Here is an 18,848-nt window from a genome sequence, read left to right as displayed (position 1 = left end):
TGCACTGCACCCCATTTATTAGACACATGAATGGGATGTCATAATATGAGAAAACGATTTAGCTTAGAAGAAAAATATCAAGCTGTTCTGCTCTATTTATCCGGTCGTTATTCTTACCGCGAAGTTGCCAAACAAACAAATGTAGACACAAAATCAGTGATTATGTGGGTAGCGCTATATCAAAGACATGGAAAAGAAGCATTAAATCCGAAAAGAAGTTTTACTTTCTATGAGACTGCGTTTAAACTAGACGTACTAAAATATCGTACAGAAACAAACGCCTCATACATTCAAACTGCTGTTCATTTTAATTTAACCTCTCCGTACACAGTCCAACGTTGGGAGGAAAGGTTTAAGAAAGCTGGTAGTGATGCCTTTGTATCTAAGAAAGAAGGTCCAACTACTATGCCAAAAAATAGGAATACAAATGAAAAAGATAAGAATGACATGGCTGCTGAAATTGAACGCTTACGTATGGAAGTTGCCTATTTAAAAAAGTTGAATGCCTTAGTTCAAAACAAGGAAAAATCGCCACTAAACAAGACAAAGCACAAGTAGTCTATGAACTAAGGCATGAATTTCCCGTAATGGAATTGGTGAAACTCGCTGGTATTCCACGTAGCACGTATTATGATTTAGTCAAACGAGTGAATCAACCGGATCCAGATGCCGACCTAAAGGCTGAAATCAAAGAGATCTACGAGGAACACGATGGTCGTTATGGATACCGTCGTATTCGCGATGAATTAACAATTCGTGGACAAGTTGTAAATCATAAAAAAGTGCAACGAATTATGAAAGAATTGGGGTTAAAATGCCTTGTCCGTATGAAGAAATACAAGTCCTATAAAGGCACCGTTGGCAAAATTGCGCCGAACATTCTAGATCGTCAGTTTACAGCAGAACAGCCAAACGAGAAATGGGTAACTGATATTACGGAGTTTAAATTATTCGGTGAAAAACTCTATTTATCACCAGTATTAGATTTATTTAATAGCGAAATTATTACGTATACAATCGGCTCTAGACCAACCTATTCACTGGTTTCAGAGATGTTAGATAAAGCGTTAGAATATTTACCCGAAAATCATTCCCTTTTAATGCACTCTGATCAAGGTTGGCATTATCAAATGAAGCAGTATCGAAATGCCCTTAAAAATCGTGGGGTTATTCAAAGTATGTCACGCAAAGGAAACTGTTACGACAATTCAGTCATGGAGAATTTCTTTGGGATTTTGAAATCAGAATTTCTCTACTTAAAAGAATTTGAAAGTGTCGACCATTTTAAACAAGAACTCCAAAATTATATAAACTATTATAACCATAAAAGGTTGAAATCTAAATTCAAGATGAGTCCTGTACAATACCGTACTCATCTTGCGCAAGCCGCTTAACTAAAAAATCATGTCTAACTTTTGGGGGTCACTACACGACGCCTAAGCGGCGGGGATGGCTCATCGCTCACCCGGCGAAAAGCGTTCGACTGCAGCGGAAATCCTAGCGGTCACTACCACGCAGTATACCTAAACTACATCGTAATAGTACTACAACTAATTACGGTGTTTTGAACATTTTGCTGTAATCGATAATTTACATACAATTTACACTAGCTAGATATTTTCAAACTATAATATAGATTGAACATTAACTGTTCATTTTAGGGGGAATTAGTAAAATGGCAATTGAAGATCATGATTATGGAGAGTTATTTTCGTATATATTAAAAGAGAAAGCAATCCAAACAGTGTTTCAACCAATTGTTTCGTTACATAGTGGTCAAATTTACGGTTATGAAGCATTATCGAGAGGTCCGGCAAATACTGTATTGCAAAATCCCGAAATGTTATTTGATTATGCGTTGAAAAATGGACAACTTTGGGAACTCGAAAATTTATGTAGAGCCAATGCATTAAAATGTGCGGTTGATCTAAAAGCGGAGGGAAAACTTTTTTTAAACGTGAATCCAAATATTATGAACGATCCTAAATTTAAACAAGGATTTACGAAAGAATATTTGTCCATGTTTCAGATGGATACAGATAGCATTGTTTTTGAAATAACGGAACGTGAAGCGATTAGCAACTTAAAAGATTTTATTAATACTATCGAACATTATAAAAACCAATTTTATCAAATTGCGGTTGATGACGTAGGGGCTGGTTATTCGGGTTTAAACGTCATTACGGATGTGCGGCCTCATTTTATGAAACTAGATATGAAACTCATTCGCGATATTGATAAAGACCGAACGAAGCAATTGCTTGTAAGCAGTTTATGTGAATTTGCAAATTACTCACAAATACATATTATTGCAGAAGGAATCGAAACGAAAGAGGAACTTCGTACGTTAATCGAACTCGGCGTCCATTTTGGTCAAGGTTATTTTATTCAAAAGCCGAATCCACGCTTATTTCCCATTCGGGAGGAAGTCAAAACCATTATCAAAACCGAAATTTCTAGAAAAAATCGTGTAAGTAGGAACCGATTAACCGATACTTCCATCGAACAAATAGCAACTCCTCTGAACACCATTTCTAGTCAGATGCTTATTTCCAAAGTAAGCAATTTAATGGAGTCAAACGATGCACTCCCTGGATTTTGCATACAAGATGGCAATAAATTAATCGGCGTCATTACAAGAAATAAACTACATTTAAAGTTTAGTGGACCATATGGATATAGTTTGTATAATAAAAAACCAATCTCCACCATCATGAGTCGAAACTATATGAAAGTAGACGCGGAAACAGCGATAGATGTAGTGGCAAAAATTGCGATGAGACGGGATCCGCTCCACTTATATGATTTCATCACCGTTACAAAGGATGACCAGTATTTTGGAGTTGTGACAGTAAAAGATCTTCTCGAAAAAAGTATGCAACTGCAAATCGATTATGCCAAGCATTTAAATCCGTTATCGGAGTTGCCAGGTAATCTGATGATTGAGCAACAGCTACAAAGCTGTATCGACTCCGATATGGATATGACCGTACTATACTTCGATATTGATAATTTTAAACCTTATAATGATGTATATGGTTTTGAAAAAGGTGATAAAGTCATCATGCACTTAGCGGATATAATAGAACAATGCTGCCCTTCCGACGGGTTCGTAGGTCATATTGGGGGAGATGATTTTATCATTATCGCCGGAACATCCAAAAGCAAACAACTTTGCGAAGAAATTATTCAACAATTCGATGCATCCGTAGAAAACTTCTATCATGCACAAGATTTGCTAAAAGGATGTATCATTTCAAAAAACCGTCACGGTATCGAAGAATCATTTCCACTTCTCACTATTTCTATTGCTGGAGTATCAAACAATAACTGCCAATCGATATACGAACTATCTGAGCTCGCAAGTCAAATCAAAAAACAATGCAAACAAATCCCAGGTAGCTACTATATATTACAAGTTCCCGCTATGTTATGATAATGGTATACATAGTTAGTACGGAGGGAATAGTATGACAACCGTTTTTATCATTGGAGCAATTACTTTCATCATTGTATTAGTGCTTTCTATATTTACGATTAATAAAGGCTATGCATACAAGCATACAATTGACGAACGCCCGAGTGAACAGAACGACTCTATAGAAAAAACGCATCGCCAATAGGCGAATGCGTTTTTTTAGTTCTTCACTTTTTCTTTTTTGATTTGCTTGCTTCGTAATTGACCACAAGCTGCGTCAATGTCTGTTCCTTGTTCCATGCGGACTCCACAATTAATACCTTTGTTTTTCAGTGTTTGGAAAAACGCACTAATTGATTTTTCAGAGCTACGTTGATATTGTCCATGTTCATCTACAGGATTGTATGGAATTAAATTAACATACGATAAATGACGTTTATTTTCCAGTAACTTCGCTAGTTGCTGTGCTTCTTCTACATGGTCATTTACGTCTTTTAGTAGAATGTATTCAAATGTAATACGGCGATTTGTTTTTTCTAAATAATAATCTACTGCATCCATTACTTTTTCAATTGGGAATGCTTTATTGATCACCATGATTTTTGTACGAAGTTCATCATTTGGTGCGTGTAAAGATACGGCAAGATTTACTTGAATATTTTCATTTGCAAAATCAATAATTTTCTTCGCTAAGCCACTTGTCGAAACAGTAATATGACGAGCACCGATTGCAAGTCCTTTTTGATCATTTACTGTACGTAGGAAGCTCATTAAGTTTGTATAGTTATCAAATGGCTCACCGATACCCATCACAACGATATGACTTACACGTTCGTCTTGTTGTAATTGATCTAAATGCTCTTGCACTTTCATAATTTGACCAACAATTTCTCCTGCGTCTAAATCACGATTCTTCTTCAGTAAACCACTTGCACAGAAACTGCAGCCAATATTACAGCCTACTTGTGTCGTTACACAAACCGATAAACCGTATTTAAAACGCATAAGTACCGTTTCGATTAAGTTGCCGTCTTGCATTTCGAACAAAAACTTAATCGTGCCGTCAGCAGATTCTTGTTTAACCGATTCTTTTAACGTTTGGATGACAAAGTTTTCTTTTAATATGTCTAGACATTCTTTACTCACGTTTTTCATATCATCGAAGCTTTGTACTCGTTTAATATATAACCAGTCCCACACTTGTTCGGCACGATATTTCTTTTGACCGTGCTCTAGTAACCATTCTATTAACTGATCTCTTGTAAGACCATATATCGATTTTTTCATTATTAGCCCTCATTTCATCCGTATACAATTCGCCTATTATACTCTAATTGTTTACATACGACAACTTATTATAACGGAAATAAAAGAAAAAAGAAATCGTTTTGCTTACTCACGGAACTTTCCAACAATAAAATGGGGAATTTGTGGATTAATTTTAATTTCGCTTGAATAGTATATTAAAAGAGTTAGAATCCGCTGGATATACATGTTGAAACGAGGCAAAAAAGAATTGGGGATGTTTTAAATGGCTAAACGAATTATTTCTTATAAAGTACGTAAAGGTATTTTCAAGTTAGTTGTGCTTATCGTCGGCATTTTGGCTTTTCTACCTTCTCATTTATTAGAAACAAATATACAGAATATTGAAGATGGTAGGACGAAGGATTTTGCAGCATATGCATTAGAAACGACTGCCGCTACTATTAGTAACACGGTAGACCAACTACTAATTGTTTCCTATGAAATTGAATCGATTGAAAAAGTCGACGGGGAACCTTTATCTTCTGTTATTGTTGCTTACACCGCTTTTGGACTTCCTTACGCGGAAATAATCGCAGATGAGAACGGGGCATATATTAACAAGAAACTACTTTTTCAAAAATAAGAAAAGGCCAACAGTGCCCATGTCTATCACGATAGACATGGGCACTGTTGCTTTAAAAAATCAGTCTTGTTCTACTTCATTTTCCCGGATCCAGTCACTATAACTTCCTACATATAATTTCACATCCGAATAACCCGCTTCTTTTAAGCTTGCATATAGTGGAGCTGCAGTAACACCGCTACCACAGTATGCGATGACTGGCTTGTTTTGATCGGTTACATGTTCTAACTGTTTTGCAAGCATTTCTTTCTCTAAAAATTGACCGTCTTGCTTCAACTGCTCCCAATCAAAGTTAACCGCAGTCGGAATATGCCCGGCAACAGGATCTATCGGTTCACTTTCTCCTTTAAAACGAAATGCTGCGCGAGCATCTACAAGCTGCCCCGCCGACTCCCCTGCTACTACTTTCTTCACATCTTCCATATCCAAATAAATAGCATCTTTCCAATTTGGTACTATATCGGAAACAGGGATCACAGGTTCTTCCTGGGAAATTCGGAATAATCCTTTTATCGCTTCATACCCTTCACGTAATACATGAACATTCGTAAATCCAGCCCATTCCAATAAAAAATAAGCTCTTAGCGCAAAAGGAGAAGCTCCTTGATCATAAATGACAATAGCGTCCTCCAGTTGAAGTCCTGCTTGTCTGCAAAGCTTCGTCATCTGTTCCTTTGAAATCATCGGATGACGCCCCTTTACACTGGTCATATCCGATAAATCTTGTTCCAGATCCCAATAGATCGCTCCTTCTAAATGACCTGCCTCATACATTTCACTCCCCGACGCAGGATTACTTAAATCGAATCGAGCATCAATGAAACGTACTAGTTCCGGCTGTACTTTTTCCCAATTAATAAACACGTTTGTCATATTGTTCGCCCCTTTAGTTTGAAATGATGATATATAGTTCTTTCCACTTCGCTAACATTTCTTCTTGTTCTAATAGTGCACGCTCTGCATCTAGTTGACTAATCGAATCGTTTAGCCATTTCAAACGAACTGCTTCGGCTTCCATATCCGCATATTGCTCCGCCCATTGAAAAAGCCTTGTTTGTTGCTCGTTCAAATAGCTTTCCGCCTCTACTTTCGTTTGTTCCGAAAGCGAGTCTCGCAATTTTTCTTTATCATTTTTCTCGAAAAAGGATTTATTGTTTTTATAGAAGGATTTTACTTGTTCATATTTTTGAGTTTGTCCAAATGGCCCTTCAAAGTCTAGTAAATCATGATTCTCGAATTCATGCGGTGTGTAAGTAAAGCTTTCGTTCCAGTCTTTCAATACGCGCATTTCCTCTTTTTCTAGCTCTGTCAGCTGTTTTTGAATGAATTGCAATAAACGGAAGTTCGTTACACGTAACTCTTGTTCGATATCAAAACGCAACATGTTCAATATATCTTTTAATGCGATTTCTAAAGCGATATTTGCTGCACGATTTGAAAATAAAGACGGATTATACGCTTCTTTAAAAAATTCATTGAAACGATAATAGACTCGTTGTAGCAAATAGTAAAGCAATGTTTCCAGCTCCTGCTTCGCTTCTTTTGCAATGAATGACCCTTTCGAATTGGTGTAACGCTTACGAATATTTTGTTCTAATGAACGTAATTCTCCTAGCCTTTCATCTTTTCTAGCTAAGTTCGTTTCTGTTTGTTCAATCATCTGATGTAGTTTCACTTGTTGACGTATTGTCTCTTCTTCTAATGAATTAACAGACATTCGTTTTAAATCATGTTCTAGAAATTGATAAAAGGATTCTTGAAACTGGAACATACCTTCATGTAAAGGAGTATTTGTTTGTTTTTCATGTAATGCTTGCAAACTAGAAACGCCGAATACACGAGGGAATCTAATTCCGAATCGTTGAAGCTCCCCTTGCACATAATTTTTGACAAGTGCCTCTTCTTCCTCATTTGCAGCAAGATCGATCGCATTGACGACGAAGAACATTTTATCCAGCTCAAAGGAATCTTTCACTCGGCCAAGCTGGATTAAAAATTCACGGTCGGCTTTTGCAAATGCGTGATTGAAATACGTTACGAATAAAACCGCATCTGCATTGCGAATATAGTCAAATGCAACACCTGTATGACGTGCATTAATAGAATCTGCTCCTGGTGTATCAACTAATGTCACGCCTAGTCTTGTTAGCGCACAATCGTAATAAAAATCAATAAAATCTACAAAACAGCTACGTGATTCTTCCGCAACAAAAAGGCGGAACTCTTCGGCATCTACGCGTAAAGTTTGTCCAAGATTCGCTTCATATTGGGCATATCCTGTATGAAAAGCGACAATGAACGATTTATGCACCTCTTCCGTTACCGATTGTTCGATAACTCCAGGTGCTTTTTCGAATGCCTCCTTCAAAGAAGAAACAGTCACTCCAAGCATACTATACGCAAATTGGACATCTTCTAATAGCTGCTGTTTTGTTTTTAGCGTAACATCTGCTGTATTATGCGGATGATCTTCGGACATAGGGTGAATTTTATTTATCGTAGCAGTTGTTGGATTTGGAGATACCGGTAACACGAGTTCCCCCATTAATGCATTTGAAAAACTCGATTTCCCAGCACTAAATGCTCCAAATAACGCAATTGTAAACTGTTGATGTTCCACTCTACTTGCTTTTCTTTTTAAATAACTTGCAGCTTCTTTAAAAGCAGGAAGTTGCTCGATCGCTTCTGCCACTTTATTCGCTCTTGCAAGTACCCTTTCCGGCGAAATTTCTACTTCCTCTACTTCTTGCTGTTTTTCTTCTTCTATTATTTGTACGGCCTTTTCTTCTGTGTCTAGCTCCGTTGCATCATATTCGGTGATAGCATTTTCAAACGCATTTCGTTCTTTTTCCCATTCGATTAATAGGTTGTCTCGCTCTTTTCGAATAGCAAGTGATGGTGTTTTGACTTCCTTTGTAAAGGCTTGCATTTTTTCTTCCATTTCTTCAATCGTATGAATAGCAAGCAGTTTTTTATTCAATTGAAGAATCTTTTGCTCCACTTTTTCATTTTCTTCCATTGGATGTTCATTTATTTGTGTTGCTATTGTATCTTTCCATCCATCTGTTTCTCGCATGTAAAAGCGATTAATCGCCTCTTGCACCCGGTTTGCATAATGTAATATGGCATCTCCAGTAGTGTTAGCACCTTCATGAAGTGTCGCTTTTAAAATAGATACTGGTAACTTAAAATCTATTTGTTCTATTTCAAGTGCTCGTTCATCTGAAAGTAATGATACATTTTTAAGCATATGTTTCATTAATTGTTTTATATGTGCAGTAATGTTCGTCTCTACAATTTTTTCTAATAATTCATTGGCTAACTGCAATCGATTGGCTCTTTCTTCTTCGGTTTTCTTTTTACTATTTAAAAAGCCGACTTTAAATGAGCTTTGCATTGCTTCAGCATATGTTTTTAGCGCATCTCTCATCTCATAAGGCATAACAGATGCATTTTGTAAAATGGATTTTCGTCCCTCTTCGAATTCTGTTTTCCAAAGACTTGCATCTTGCAATTTTACATGTGTCTCGGATAGCTCTAGTTGCTTCTTTAACTCTTCTTTATTTTCCCATTCTTCCTTTGTCAGCTCTTCTTCGAATGTTTCGAAACATGTTTCTTTTTCGTCTTCAAGAAATTGCATATGCTCATCTTCTAGTTTCTCAATCGTCGCTTTCGCAGAAGTGATAAATAGTTCTTCTTTATGATCGATGGAATGATGGACAATTTGTTGCACTTTCGGAAAATCATTATGTACGAACGTTTTATCTTTTAATGAAGTGAAAAAGATATCTTTTGGCTCCACTGACCATGCCAGAAAAGCATTAGCCACGGATTGTTTAAATGCCTCAAAGGATAGTTCTTCTTCTCGATGTTTATCGACTTGGTTAACAATCAGATAAACATTTTCATTATAATGAAGTAATTGCTTCGTAAACTGGAAATTAAGTTCAGACTGGACATGATTATAATCCATTACGTAAAACACAATATCTGCTAAATGGAGTGCTGATTCTGTTGAAACTCGGTGCGCATCATCTGTCGAATCCACTCCAGGTGTATCCATCACACTAATGCCTGCAGGTAATCCAGATGATTCGTGGCCAATTTCAATTTGAGAAACTTGACTGCCATCTTTGGAATACTTTTTAACTAATCCAATATCATACTCACCTGAAAATTTGACAGGTGCTTGGTCGACAAAATGAACAAGCGCATAGTTTTCCTCTGTTTTTTGAACGGTTACGATATTGGCAGAAGTAGGTATTGGGCTTGTTGGTAACAGCTGTTCTTCTACTAGCGCATTGATCATACTCGATTTCCCTGCAGAGAAATGCCCCGCAAATGCAATCGTAAATGTGCCTTGTTCTAATTTCTGTGCAAACAATTTTGCCTTCGCATATCGTTCTTCATCTTGATGCTCGTGAAATAATGTAGCAAGTAAAGCGTTTTGTTCTTTTATGTTATGTAAATCTGCTGAATGGACCATTTGAAAAAACTACTCCTTTATATTTCGACAATGTAGTTTAATAATAGCAGAAAATGATCAAAAAAAGACCCTATTTGAACGGACAAATAAGATTCTCTCGATAAGTATTTTAAATAGTGAGGAGATTTTTTATACAAAAAGAGAGGGAAGCAGAATAATAAAAGCGCAAACACCTATCTCTGCCCCAATATAGTAAATGGAAACGATGAATGGCATGACGTACATGATAAAGATAGTGCGTCTTAGTGAGTTGAATAAAGTATCCGCTGGGATTTTCGCTGCAGGACGGACGCTTTCCGTGGGGTGAGCGTTCGACTGTAGCGAAATTAAATGAAAATTGCTTACTTACTCAGTATCGATTCGCTATAAACAAAATTTATTGCAGTTTTTTCGATGTGTGCATCCAGTAAATGGATTAGAGCAACCAATCGATCAGTGAAAGCAACCAATTCCTACAATAGCAATTTTACTTGGAGTGAGATGACAATGACTGTGACACATTCTGTTTAAAACGTTGCGCAAATGGATATGATGTTGCGAATTTCAAGGCGAACGTTACGCATATGCACTTCAACTTTGCGAGTAACGGCTGTTATGTCGCGTTCTTATAAATTGACATTCTTCTCCAGGTAACAATAGTGAAGATACTTTACCGTAAACATTTATGGAGGATGAAATCCGTGAAGAGAAGATAATCGCCAAAACGATGAACTAGTGTGCTACACAACGTAAAGAACAGGAGCTAAGAAAAACACTGGACCACACATCAGCAGCTGCGAGAAATCTATGAGCAATGTTTTGATAATGCGAGCTCAAACCATTATAAGCATTTTGAGATAAAGACCAATAAAGGCGGCCTGAAAGAAAAACGAAGGGACTTCTTCCTATGTCTAAAAAAACTAAAACAGTCAAGCAAGAAAAAGTTATCACGTGAAGAACAATTAGAACGTGAAAATGGACTGTTATGTTTAGAGATTGCCTATTTTAAAAAGTTAAAGGCTTTTCAGGAAAATCCGAGTGCCTACCTCGAAAAGCATAAGCAGCGTTGGCATTCGAGCTCAAAGAAGAAGGATATCGATTAAAAGATGTACTGGAAGCGGTAGGTATTCCAGAAGCGACGTATCATTATCAAATTTAAAAACTATGGGTCAAGACATTGAAGCAAAATAAAATTTTTCAGAGTATGTCCGAAAAGCAACTTGCGCCGATAATGCGATGATGGAAAATTTCTTTGGGCTTCTAAAACAAGAAATGTATTATAGGGAAGATTTAGTGTCATATGATTAATTGAAAAGAAAAATTGAGGCATACATCAATTACTATAACAACAAGCGTATTAAGCAAAAATTGGCTGGCTAAAGTCCAGTGCAATACCGAACTCAAGCTAGCCAACTAGCAGCTTCTATTAGCTGGTTTAATTGAATAACACTATTTATCTTATTATATCTTCAAATCAATATATGCCTTGGTGACCAAAATTCCCCAGCAGAATGTTGGCAGACACTTATCGCTCTGAAATTGAATTATTTATTCATAAAAGCTTTGATTTCTTCTTCTGGCATGGATGAATCACATTTCACATTTACTGTGTGACCATTAGTATAGATGAAACCAGGAACCGTTGGTATGTCGTATTCGTTACGAAAGGTCGTAATACTTTCCATATCAGATTCTTCCACACTATTGACATAATAGATATGAGTATCAGTTTCTTCAGCAACTTTTTTTAGTTTTTTAATGAATATTTGACAATAAGGACATACAGCTTTGCCAATATAGATAACAGCTTCGCCTTCCCCTTTTACCAATTCCTGTGCTTTTACCGAATCAATTTTTTTAAAACCAGCTACAATTTCTTCATAAGTAGTAATCATCGCTCAATCTCCTTTCCCTAATGTCATTATCCATATAACAGTGTGTAATTCCTCAAATAAATTACACTTACATGTTTGAATGTCGAACCTTATCGAAAATAGATGTCAAAAATTAAATCTCAATCAAAATATTACGAGACTGAAATGTAAAAACATAAATCCTTTCGCTTATTGTAAAGAAATATATAGATTCAAACGATTTTATATTTATATTTTTAAGTGTCAAAAAACATTATACACAATATTCAAACAAAACACCCCGCCCAGTGTAGGGACTGGGTATTTGTTTGAGATTAGAACAGTAAATAACTTTATTGTCATTCAACAGCTTACCGTTGTAAATCCAAGTTTTGCTAGTGGTATCCCTAATTTATTGATTCCTGACTTTGTAATAGTTCAGGGAATAAATAATGTATGATATGCATAGTTAAACGTCGAGATTCCCCTTTATATGGATAAATATGCATATACATGGATGGATTAAAGTTGGCTTCAATAATTCCGTAAGCATTTTTATTATCTGCAGGAACTTCTGTATTTTCAATAATCAAATCAATACCACAAATTTTAGCTCCAAGTGCAGCTACTGCATCCACTGCTATTTTTTTATAATCATCAGGAATTTGATCTGTCACATCAATCGAGTCTCCACCTGTACTAATATTGGAGTTTTCACGTAGAAAGATGATTTCATCCTTTTTAGGAATCGAATCGACTTGATATCCTTGAGCTTTAAGCATAAGCTTCTCCAATTCACCTAACTGGATACTTTCTAAAGGTGTCCGATGGTCTCTTCCTCTTAACGGGCCACGATTCTTTTGAATGACTAACTCTTCGATTGTATGTTTACCGTCACCTTTAACATTCGCAGGAACTCTTAATAAAACAGCATAAACTCGATCATTTAATACAAAAAATCGATATTCTGTTCCATAAAGAAATTCTTCTACTAATATGGAAGAGTCTTCTTTAAATGCTAGTGTAATGGCTTTTTGATAATCTTCGTAATTTGCGCCTTCTTTGAAGATAGATATTCCTAATCCATAGTTTGTTGTTTTCGGCTTCACAACAAAAGATTTGGTGGAAAATATATCATAGGAACGTAAAGCTTGTTCTATGTCATTAAATTCCTCACCTTTCGGCACACGGAATCCATGTTGTTGAAGAATTTTCTTTGTTACTGTTTTATTTTCCATAATTAAAGTGGATACATAAGTATCTTTACTTGTCATATTCCCATTTTTCACATATTCAACATGATCTTTAAATTGAAGTTTCAAAAATTGATCTTGTCGATCCAAGATTTCTACTTGGATTCCTTGTTGAATCGCATCAAACATTAAAATCTGAGTGGACAACTCCATGTCAGTAAATCCTGTTAATTGATATGGCTTATCCCATGATTTTTTATAATTTTCTTTAGCAATCGACGTAGCCACTTGACCTTGACTGCTTTTTTCACTTTCTTTATAAAGTCTTCCAGCTAAAGTCTTGCTCGGGTCCATTAGCATTTCTCTCAGATGAACAAATAACGTATCTGAAATAGTCAAATTTAAAATTGCTGCTAAATGTTCCATCTCATCAATCATACTTTTAGCTTCTATTTCAAATTGTGTATGCTCTAATGGGTGCTCAAGAGCCACTATATCATTGTAAAATTCACCCATTTTTACCCACTCATCACAATTTCTCCCTTCATCTTTCCATAGTAAATAAATTAAGAAAAGATGGAGAAATTCTGCTTGTTTATAGCTAATGCCACACGTTTCAAAAGGATTTAAATCTATATTTCGCAATTCAATATAACTAATACCGTGATCCTCTAGCTCTGAAACATGATGTCCGCCTCTTAAACGGACAGGTGAATAAAATTCTCTTTCTGCTGATAGAAGCCCTCTTTTTACCATCAAAGAAAGATCTGATACATAGTTCTGTATACTGCTATATGACACTTGAACATCATCCGAATTCGTATAACCATATTTACTGCTTCTAATGCTTCTTACTACCTCATTCAACGAATCTTCTTCAAAAAAATTCTTTTCACTACTAGGAGAAGCTCCATAAAAATAAGTGACTAACCATCGATAGTGTAAATAGTTTCTTGTGGCTTTAAGATAAATCTCTGTTTTAAAATGCTGATAATCTTTAATTTCCGATTGTGCGTTAAATAACGCTTGAATTAACTCATCGCCAAATTCAAAGTTAAAATGAACACCACAAAGCATTTGTTTACGACGGCCATAAGAATTCGATAAAGATTGACGATATCGAACATTTTCAGCACTTTTCAATTTCGCAATCACAATATCTTCGTCTTTTTCTGGTAACTGTGGCGGCATGCTTAATGGCCAAAGCATTTCATTCTCACCCATAGAACGATAAGCAACATCATGGATCGCAGCTAAGTAATTAAAAAGTTCCTCTAATGTCTCAGTAACAGGTGTGATTAATTCCATCTGTAATTCTGAAAAATCCCGCTGAATATACGGATGATCATCTTGTTGCGAAATACTTTTAGGATGATCCGTTTTAGCTAAATTTCCGGATAAGTCAACTCGTTTACTTTCTTTTTCAATCCCATAACGAGCTTTTAATAAATATGGTTTAACACGGTCATTAACTAACATTTTTTTATATTCCATTTTAACAATATCCCCCAATTAGCTCACCCCTTCAGACTATTTCTTATTTTTTAGTTAGTTAACTGGAATACACGACAAAATGCAGTAATCGAGAATATCCACATGTAGCTACAATGTGGATATTCTCGTAAAAAGGAATTATTTTAAGTACTCCATATGGAAAGCGAAATGCTCCTCTAAAAAAGTAGCAATAAAGAAATAGCTATGATCATAACCTTCCGCTTTCTTGTAATGTACTACTTGATTATTTTCCCGAGCATTCTTTAAGAAAGTAATTTCGTCTAATTGTTTTGGATAAAACTCATCTTGCGTTCCTTGCGTAATGAGAATAGGCGGCATGCCAGCTTCTTTGACCAGTTCTGAAGCATCCCATTCTTTCCAGGAAGTTTTATCTTCACCTAAATAAGTTGAGAACGCTTTTATTCCCCATAGGACTTGACTTGGACTTGAAATAGGAGAAAAGGCAGAAATCGCTTTAAATCTGGCAGCATTTTTCATACCAATCACTAAAGCGCCATGCCCCCCCATGGAGTGACCCATTATACTTTGCTCACCTGAAAAATGAGGTACTAAAGTTGTCGCAGTGGCTGTTAATTCATCTACTATATACGTATACATGTTATAGTGCTTTGCCCATGGATCTTGTGTCGCATTTAAATAGAAACCTGCACCTTGTCCAAGGTCCCATCCTTCATCATCAGCAACATTTTCCCCACGTGGTGAAGTATCCGGAATAATGACTGCCACTTGATATTTTTCAGCTAATCTTTGAAATCCACTTTTTTGACTAAAATTATCATCTGTACAAGTTAAGCCAGATAGCCACCAAATAAGGGGGATTTTTTTCTCTTCTTTATTTGATGGTAAGTAGATACTAAATGTCATATCACATTGTAAACTTTTTGAATAATGGCGGTACTTATATTGCTCTCCGCCGAAAGAGCGATGTTTTTCAATAAGTTTAAGACTCACTTTCTCACTCTCCATATGTTAACATCGTACGGATTGACTCACCCTTATGAAGCAAATCAAATGCCTCATTGATGTCTGTAAAGTTTAAGTGGTGAGTGATAAACGAATCGATATCGATTTCACCATTCATATAATCTTCAACCATTCCTGGAAGCTGCGTTCTTCCTTTCACACCGCCAAAAGCTGATCCTCGCCATACTCGCCCTGTTACTAATTGGAATGGACGAGTATGAATCTCTTTACCTGCGCCTGCTACACCGATAATAACACTTTCACCCCAACCTTTATGACAACATTCAAGAGCAGACCTCATTACTTCAACGTTTCCAATACACTCGAAGCTATAATCTACTCCTCCATCCGTCATTTCAACAATGACTTCTTGGATTGGTTTATCAAATTTAGCAGGATTTAAAAAATCGGTTGCTCCCATTTTTTTAGCTAATTCATACTTATCCTCATTTAAGTCTATTGCAATAATTCGGCTTGCTTTTGCTTGAACCAATCCTTGAATAGCGGCTAATCCAATGGCTCCTAAACCAAATACGGCTGTCACAGCTCCTTCTTCTACTTTTGCTGTGTTGTGTACTGCGCCAATACCTGTAGTCACACCGCATCCAAATAGACCAACTTTATCAAGCGGCGCTTCTTTGTCAATTTTTGCTAAAGAGATTTCAGGAACGACTGTATATTCACTGAATGTGCTTGTTCCCATGTAATGATAAATAGGTTCACCATTATAAGAGAAACGAGTTGTACCGTCAGGCATTAAACCTTTGCCTTGAGTTTCTCGTACGGCACTACATAAGTTTGTTTTACCAGAACGACAGAATTTACATTCTCCACATTCAGCCGTGTATAGTGGAATAACATGGTCCCCTGGTTTTACTAAAGTAACTTCATCACCTACAGCAACGACTACACCAGCACCTTCATGCCCTAGTACAGCAGGAAATACGCCTTCTGGATCATCACCTGATAATGTAAAAGCATCTGTATGACAGACTGAAGTATACAGAATTTTTACTAATACCTCTTTTGCCTTTGGTTCTTCAACATCTATTTCTACAATTTGAAGTGGCTCTCCCGGTTTAAATGCCACAGCAGCTCTACTTTTCAAATGAATGCCTTCTTTCTTTTTAATTTCTAATTTACATTTCCCATAATTACATATTATAATCAGTTGAACAATACTGACGTTTTTGTCACTATAAACAAAATAATAAAAGAGAAGGGAACATAATAAATGGAAATCGAATATAAAGAAAAAAATTTTTTTACTAGCAAAGATTTGGCTTTATCAGTGATAGGCGGACGCTGGAAGATAGCAATTATATGGTGTTTACTTCAACAAACCCCATTAAGGTTAAGCGAAATACAAAAATACCTTCCAGATGTCAATCAACGTATGTTAATTAGACAATTGAGGGAATTAGAAGATGATAAAATAATTACTAGATGTGTATACCCGGTTGTACCTCCTAAAGTGGAGTATGAACTAAGTGAAATTGGTTTACTTCTAGAACCCGTGGTAACTTCCATTTGTGATTGGGGAGATAATTTTAGAACATTTTTGGAGGAAAATCCCAATGAAACATCAGTTGAATAAAATTTTTAAGTCGATTAACTAGTAAACAATCCGCATACAATTTACTATTATATTTTACCCAAATTTGCAAGAGGATATACACAGGAAGGAATCGAATAATAGTACTCTAATCTCTCATGTATTCGCTAGACACACAAAAAGGGAAAAGATTTTTTAATGATGAGTTGGAAACATTCAAAAAGCCAAGAAACACTTTAAAATGTACCCTTTGTAAAGGACATTTTTAAAAAGCCCTTAGGCAACTTGAAGATGATGTCTATATTGTGCGAGGGCACTGAAAAACTTACGTTTTTAAATTCATATCGTTTTTTCAAACAAAAACAGGCAACTTCTTGTTCGATTTTGAACAAGAAGTTGCCTGTTTCTTTAATTTTTTCTATTCTTTTTCTTTTAACAATGTGAGTATTCGCTTGAGATTGACCGCAAACATCGCTGTGGCACCTTGTATTTCCATGCCAAATAGACCCGCAGATGATGCTGTATCATACCCGTGTACATGCTTTAATTCGCTATTCTTCGCTTCAATTTTATAGCGTGATTTGGCGATTTCTTTAAATTCAGTTGTCTGTTGAAATACCTCTTGTTCGCTGTGTACTGTTGATTTAATCGTCACAGAGTAAGTTTTACTTTTTGCACCTTCTTTATAACATCCCTCTCGCATCGGGCAGACTTTACATTTTTCGATATCAAAATAATACGTCTGTTTTTGATTATTGTTCGTTCCTTTTTTACCAGTGCGTCCTTTTCGAGTAGCCAAGTGACCTGCTTTACAAACAAACATACCCGCATCTTTATTAAACTCAAACTTATCTTCTTCTTTTCGTGGACCTTGCGTAAGAATTGGATTCAACTTTGCGACGAGCGCCATTCCGTTTTCTTTCGTGTATTCAATATTTGCCTTTTCAGAGTAAGCTGCGTCCCCAATTACCGTATCAATTTCCATACCTGTCTGTATACTTTTTTCAATCAATTCTTGAAGATATTTCCCATCGCTTTTTTCCCCTGTTGTCACAATCGCAGCGGTAATGATTCGTTCGTCGCTCATGGCGATATTTGTTTTGTATCCGAAGAAAGAAGAATCTGCAGTTTTATGGCCAACACGTGCATCATCATCTGCCGAGTAGTGAAGCCGCTCATGATAATCTTCCACAACCTCTTTTAAAACATTTAGTTTTTCTTTTACAGCGGGAATATGGGCGATTTTTGGTTCGTTTTCGATGACTGCGATAACTGCTTCACAGTAAGCAACTTCATCTATTACTTCGTTAGTAGTGGTTTTCGGTGGGAATTTCTCTTTCATTGCTTCATCAAATTGATAAACGGCTTTTCGAACAATTTTGGATTTCTCTTGTAAAAACTCTTTCGGTGATTTTTGATTATAACGTGCTTTGGTGTGAGTGGCATCCACAATAATGGTTTTACTTTTGATGATTTTCTTTTCAAGCGCGATTTTTACTGTCTTCCCAATCAGCAAGTCTAATAAGCTTACGTCTTTAAGACGAAGCCTGCGGAATTTTGTGAGTGAACTTGGATCGATAACTGGGTCTTCTGGTGCCATATCTAAGAAGTATTTAAAGGACATATCGTATTTTGAACGTTCCACTATGTCTACATCTGATACATCAAAAATGGACTTTAACAATAAATACTTAAACATACGAATCGGAGGAATTGCATTACGTCCATTGTCTAAACAGTATTTTGTTTTCAATTCTTCTAATATGAATGTAAAATCGACTAGCTCATTTATTTGACGAAGCATATTATCTTTTGGGACGACAATATCGTAAATCGCCAGGAAAGGACTTAAGCTGAGCGTTTCTTGGTTTGAAATCATCTGGAACACCACCTGCATTTAATAATTCTATTATAAATGAACAAAGCGAGGTATTCGACGATTGAATCGTCGAATACCTCGCTAAGTTAAATTATCTGGACTTTTTCAGTGCCCTC

Annotated in this window: 13 protein-coding genes and 1 pseudogene; 6 read left to right on the top strand and 8 right to left on the bottom strand. The window is 36.2% G+C overall.

The window, feature by feature from the left end; genetic code table 11:
• Positions 1-45: 45 nt before the first annotated feature.
• From FG383_RS19380 to ytzI, 3 genes are all read left to right on the top strand, one after another.
• A protein-coding gene (locus FG383_RS19380; protein WP_142609142.1) for an IS3 family transposase occupies positions 46-1,394 on the top strand; the annotation gives its coding sequence in 2 pieces (ribosomal slippage) (positions 46-490 and positions 490-1,394; 1,350 coding nt in all).
• Positions 1,395-1,675: 281 nt separating this feature from the next.
• Positions 1,676-3,436, top strand: a complete 1,761-nt coding sequence (locus FG383_RS19375) for an EAL domain-containing protein (protein ID WP_142609141.1) — start codon at positions 1,676-1,678, stop codon at positions 3,434-3,436.
• A gap of 34 nt (positions 3,437-3,470) precedes the next feature.
• Positions 3,471-3,623, top strand: a complete 153-nt coding sequence (gene ytzI, locus FG383_RS19370) for a YtzI protein (protein ID WP_142609140.1) — start codon at positions 3,471-3,473, stop codon at positions 3,621-3,623.
• A 14-nt stretch (positions 3,624-3,637) separates the two neighbouring features.
• Here ytzI and rlmN read toward each other — a convergent pair whose 3' ends face one another.
• On the bottom strand, positions 3,638-4,705 hold the full coding sequence (gene rlmN, locus FG383_RS19365; protein ID WP_142609138.1) for a dual-specificity RNA methyltransferase RlmN: 1,068 nt from the start codon (positions 4,703-4,705) through the stop codon (positions 3,638-3,640).
• Positions 4,706-4,949: 244 nt separating this feature from the next.
• On the opposite strand from rlmN, the gene FG383_RS19360 reads away from it, so the two are divergent.
• On the top strand, positions 4,950-5,309 hold the full coding sequence (locus FG383_RS19360; protein WP_142609136.1) for a hypothetical protein: 360 nt from the start codon (positions 4,950-4,952) through the stop codon (positions 5,307-5,309).
• A 60-nt stretch (positions 5,310-5,369) separates the two neighbouring features.
• Here the strand turns inward: FG383_RS19360 and FG383_RS19355 are convergent, their stop codons facing one another.
• Both FG383_RS19355 and FG383_RS19350 read right to left on the bottom strand, forming a co-directional pair.
• Entirely contained in the window at positions 5,370-6,182 is an 813-nt protein-coding gene (locus FG383_RS19355) for a sulfurtransferase (protein ID WP_142609134.1), read from the bottom strand.
• 13 nt (positions 6,183-6,195) lie between these two features.
• Complete coding sequence (locus tag FG383_RS19350; protein WP_142609132.1) at positions 6,196-9,795, bottom strand: dynamin family protein; 3,600 nt, start codon at positions 9,793-9,795, stop codon at positions 6,196-6,198.
• A gap of 1,188 nt (positions 9,796-10,983) precedes the next feature.
• Here FG383_RS19350 and FG383_RS21410 point away from each other — a divergent pair.
• Positions 10,984-11,154, top strand: a pseudogene (locus FG383_RS21410) (IS3 family transposase); the annotation flags it as partial.
• A gap of 164 nt (positions 11,155-11,318) precedes the next feature.
• Here FG383_RS21410 and FG383_RS19340 read toward each other — a convergent pair.
• The 4 genes from FG383_RS19340 to FG383_RS19325 all read right to left on the bottom strand — a co-directional run bounded on the left by FG383_RS19340 (position 11,319) and on the right by FG383_RS19325 (position 16,406).
• Positions 11,319-11,669 (bottom strand): DUF6568 family protein, encoded by a 351-nt coding sequence (locus tag FG383_RS19340; RefSeq protein WP_142609130.1) that lies wholly within the window; start codon positions 11,667-11,669, stop codon positions 11,319-11,321.
• A gap of 365 nt (positions 11,670-12,034) precedes the next feature.
• Positions 12,035-14,314, bottom strand: a complete 2,280-nt coding sequence (gshAB, locus tag FG383_RS19335) for a bifunctional glutamate--cysteine ligase GshA/glutathione synthetase GshB (protein ID WP_142609128.1) — start codon at positions 14,312-14,314, stop codon at positions 12,035-12,037.
• 138 nt (positions 14,315-14,452) lie between these two features.
• Complete coding sequence (gene fghA / locus FG383_RS19330) at positions 14,453-15,286, bottom strand: S-formylglutathione hydrolase (protein ID WP_142609126.1); 834 nt, start codon at positions 15,284-15,286, stop codon at positions 14,453-14,455.
• 4 nt (positions 15,287-15,290) lie between these two features.
• Positions 15,291-16,406: an S-(hydroxymethyl)glutathione dehydrogenase/class III alcohol dehydrogenase gene (locus tag FG383_RS19325; protein WP_142609124.1), complete on the bottom strand. Its 1,116-nt coding sequence runs from the start codon at positions 16,404-16,406 to the stop codon at positions 15,291-15,293.
• A gap of 126 nt (positions 16,407-16,532) precedes the next feature.
• Here FG383_RS19325 and FG383_RS19320 point away from each other — a divergent pair, with 126 nt between their 5' ends.
• The gene (locus tag FG383_RS19320; RefSeq protein WP_142609123.1) at positions 16,533-16,895 is read left to right on the top strand and encodes a winged helix-turn-helix transcriptional regulator; all 363 of its coding nucleotides are present in this window, start codon (positions 16,533-16,535) and stop codon (positions 16,893-16,895) included.
• Between the two features lie 376 nt (positions 16,896-17,271).
• Here FG383_RS19320 and FG383_RS19315 read toward each other — a convergent pair whose 3' ends face one another.
• Entirely contained in the window at positions 17,272-18,732 is a 1,461-nt protein-coding gene (locus FG383_RS19315; RefSeq protein ID WP_142609121.1) for an IS1182 family transposase, read from the bottom strand.
• Between the last annotated feature and the right edge of the window lie 116 nt (positions 18,733-18,848).

Source organism: Psychrobacillus soli (assembly GCF_006861775.1).
Classification (GTDB): Bacteria; Bacillota; Bacilli; order Bacillales_A; family Planococcaceae; genus Psychrobacillus; species Psychrobacillus soli.
Note: the sequence above shows the minus strand (reverse complement) of the source record. Positions and strands in the feature narration are given on the sequence as shown.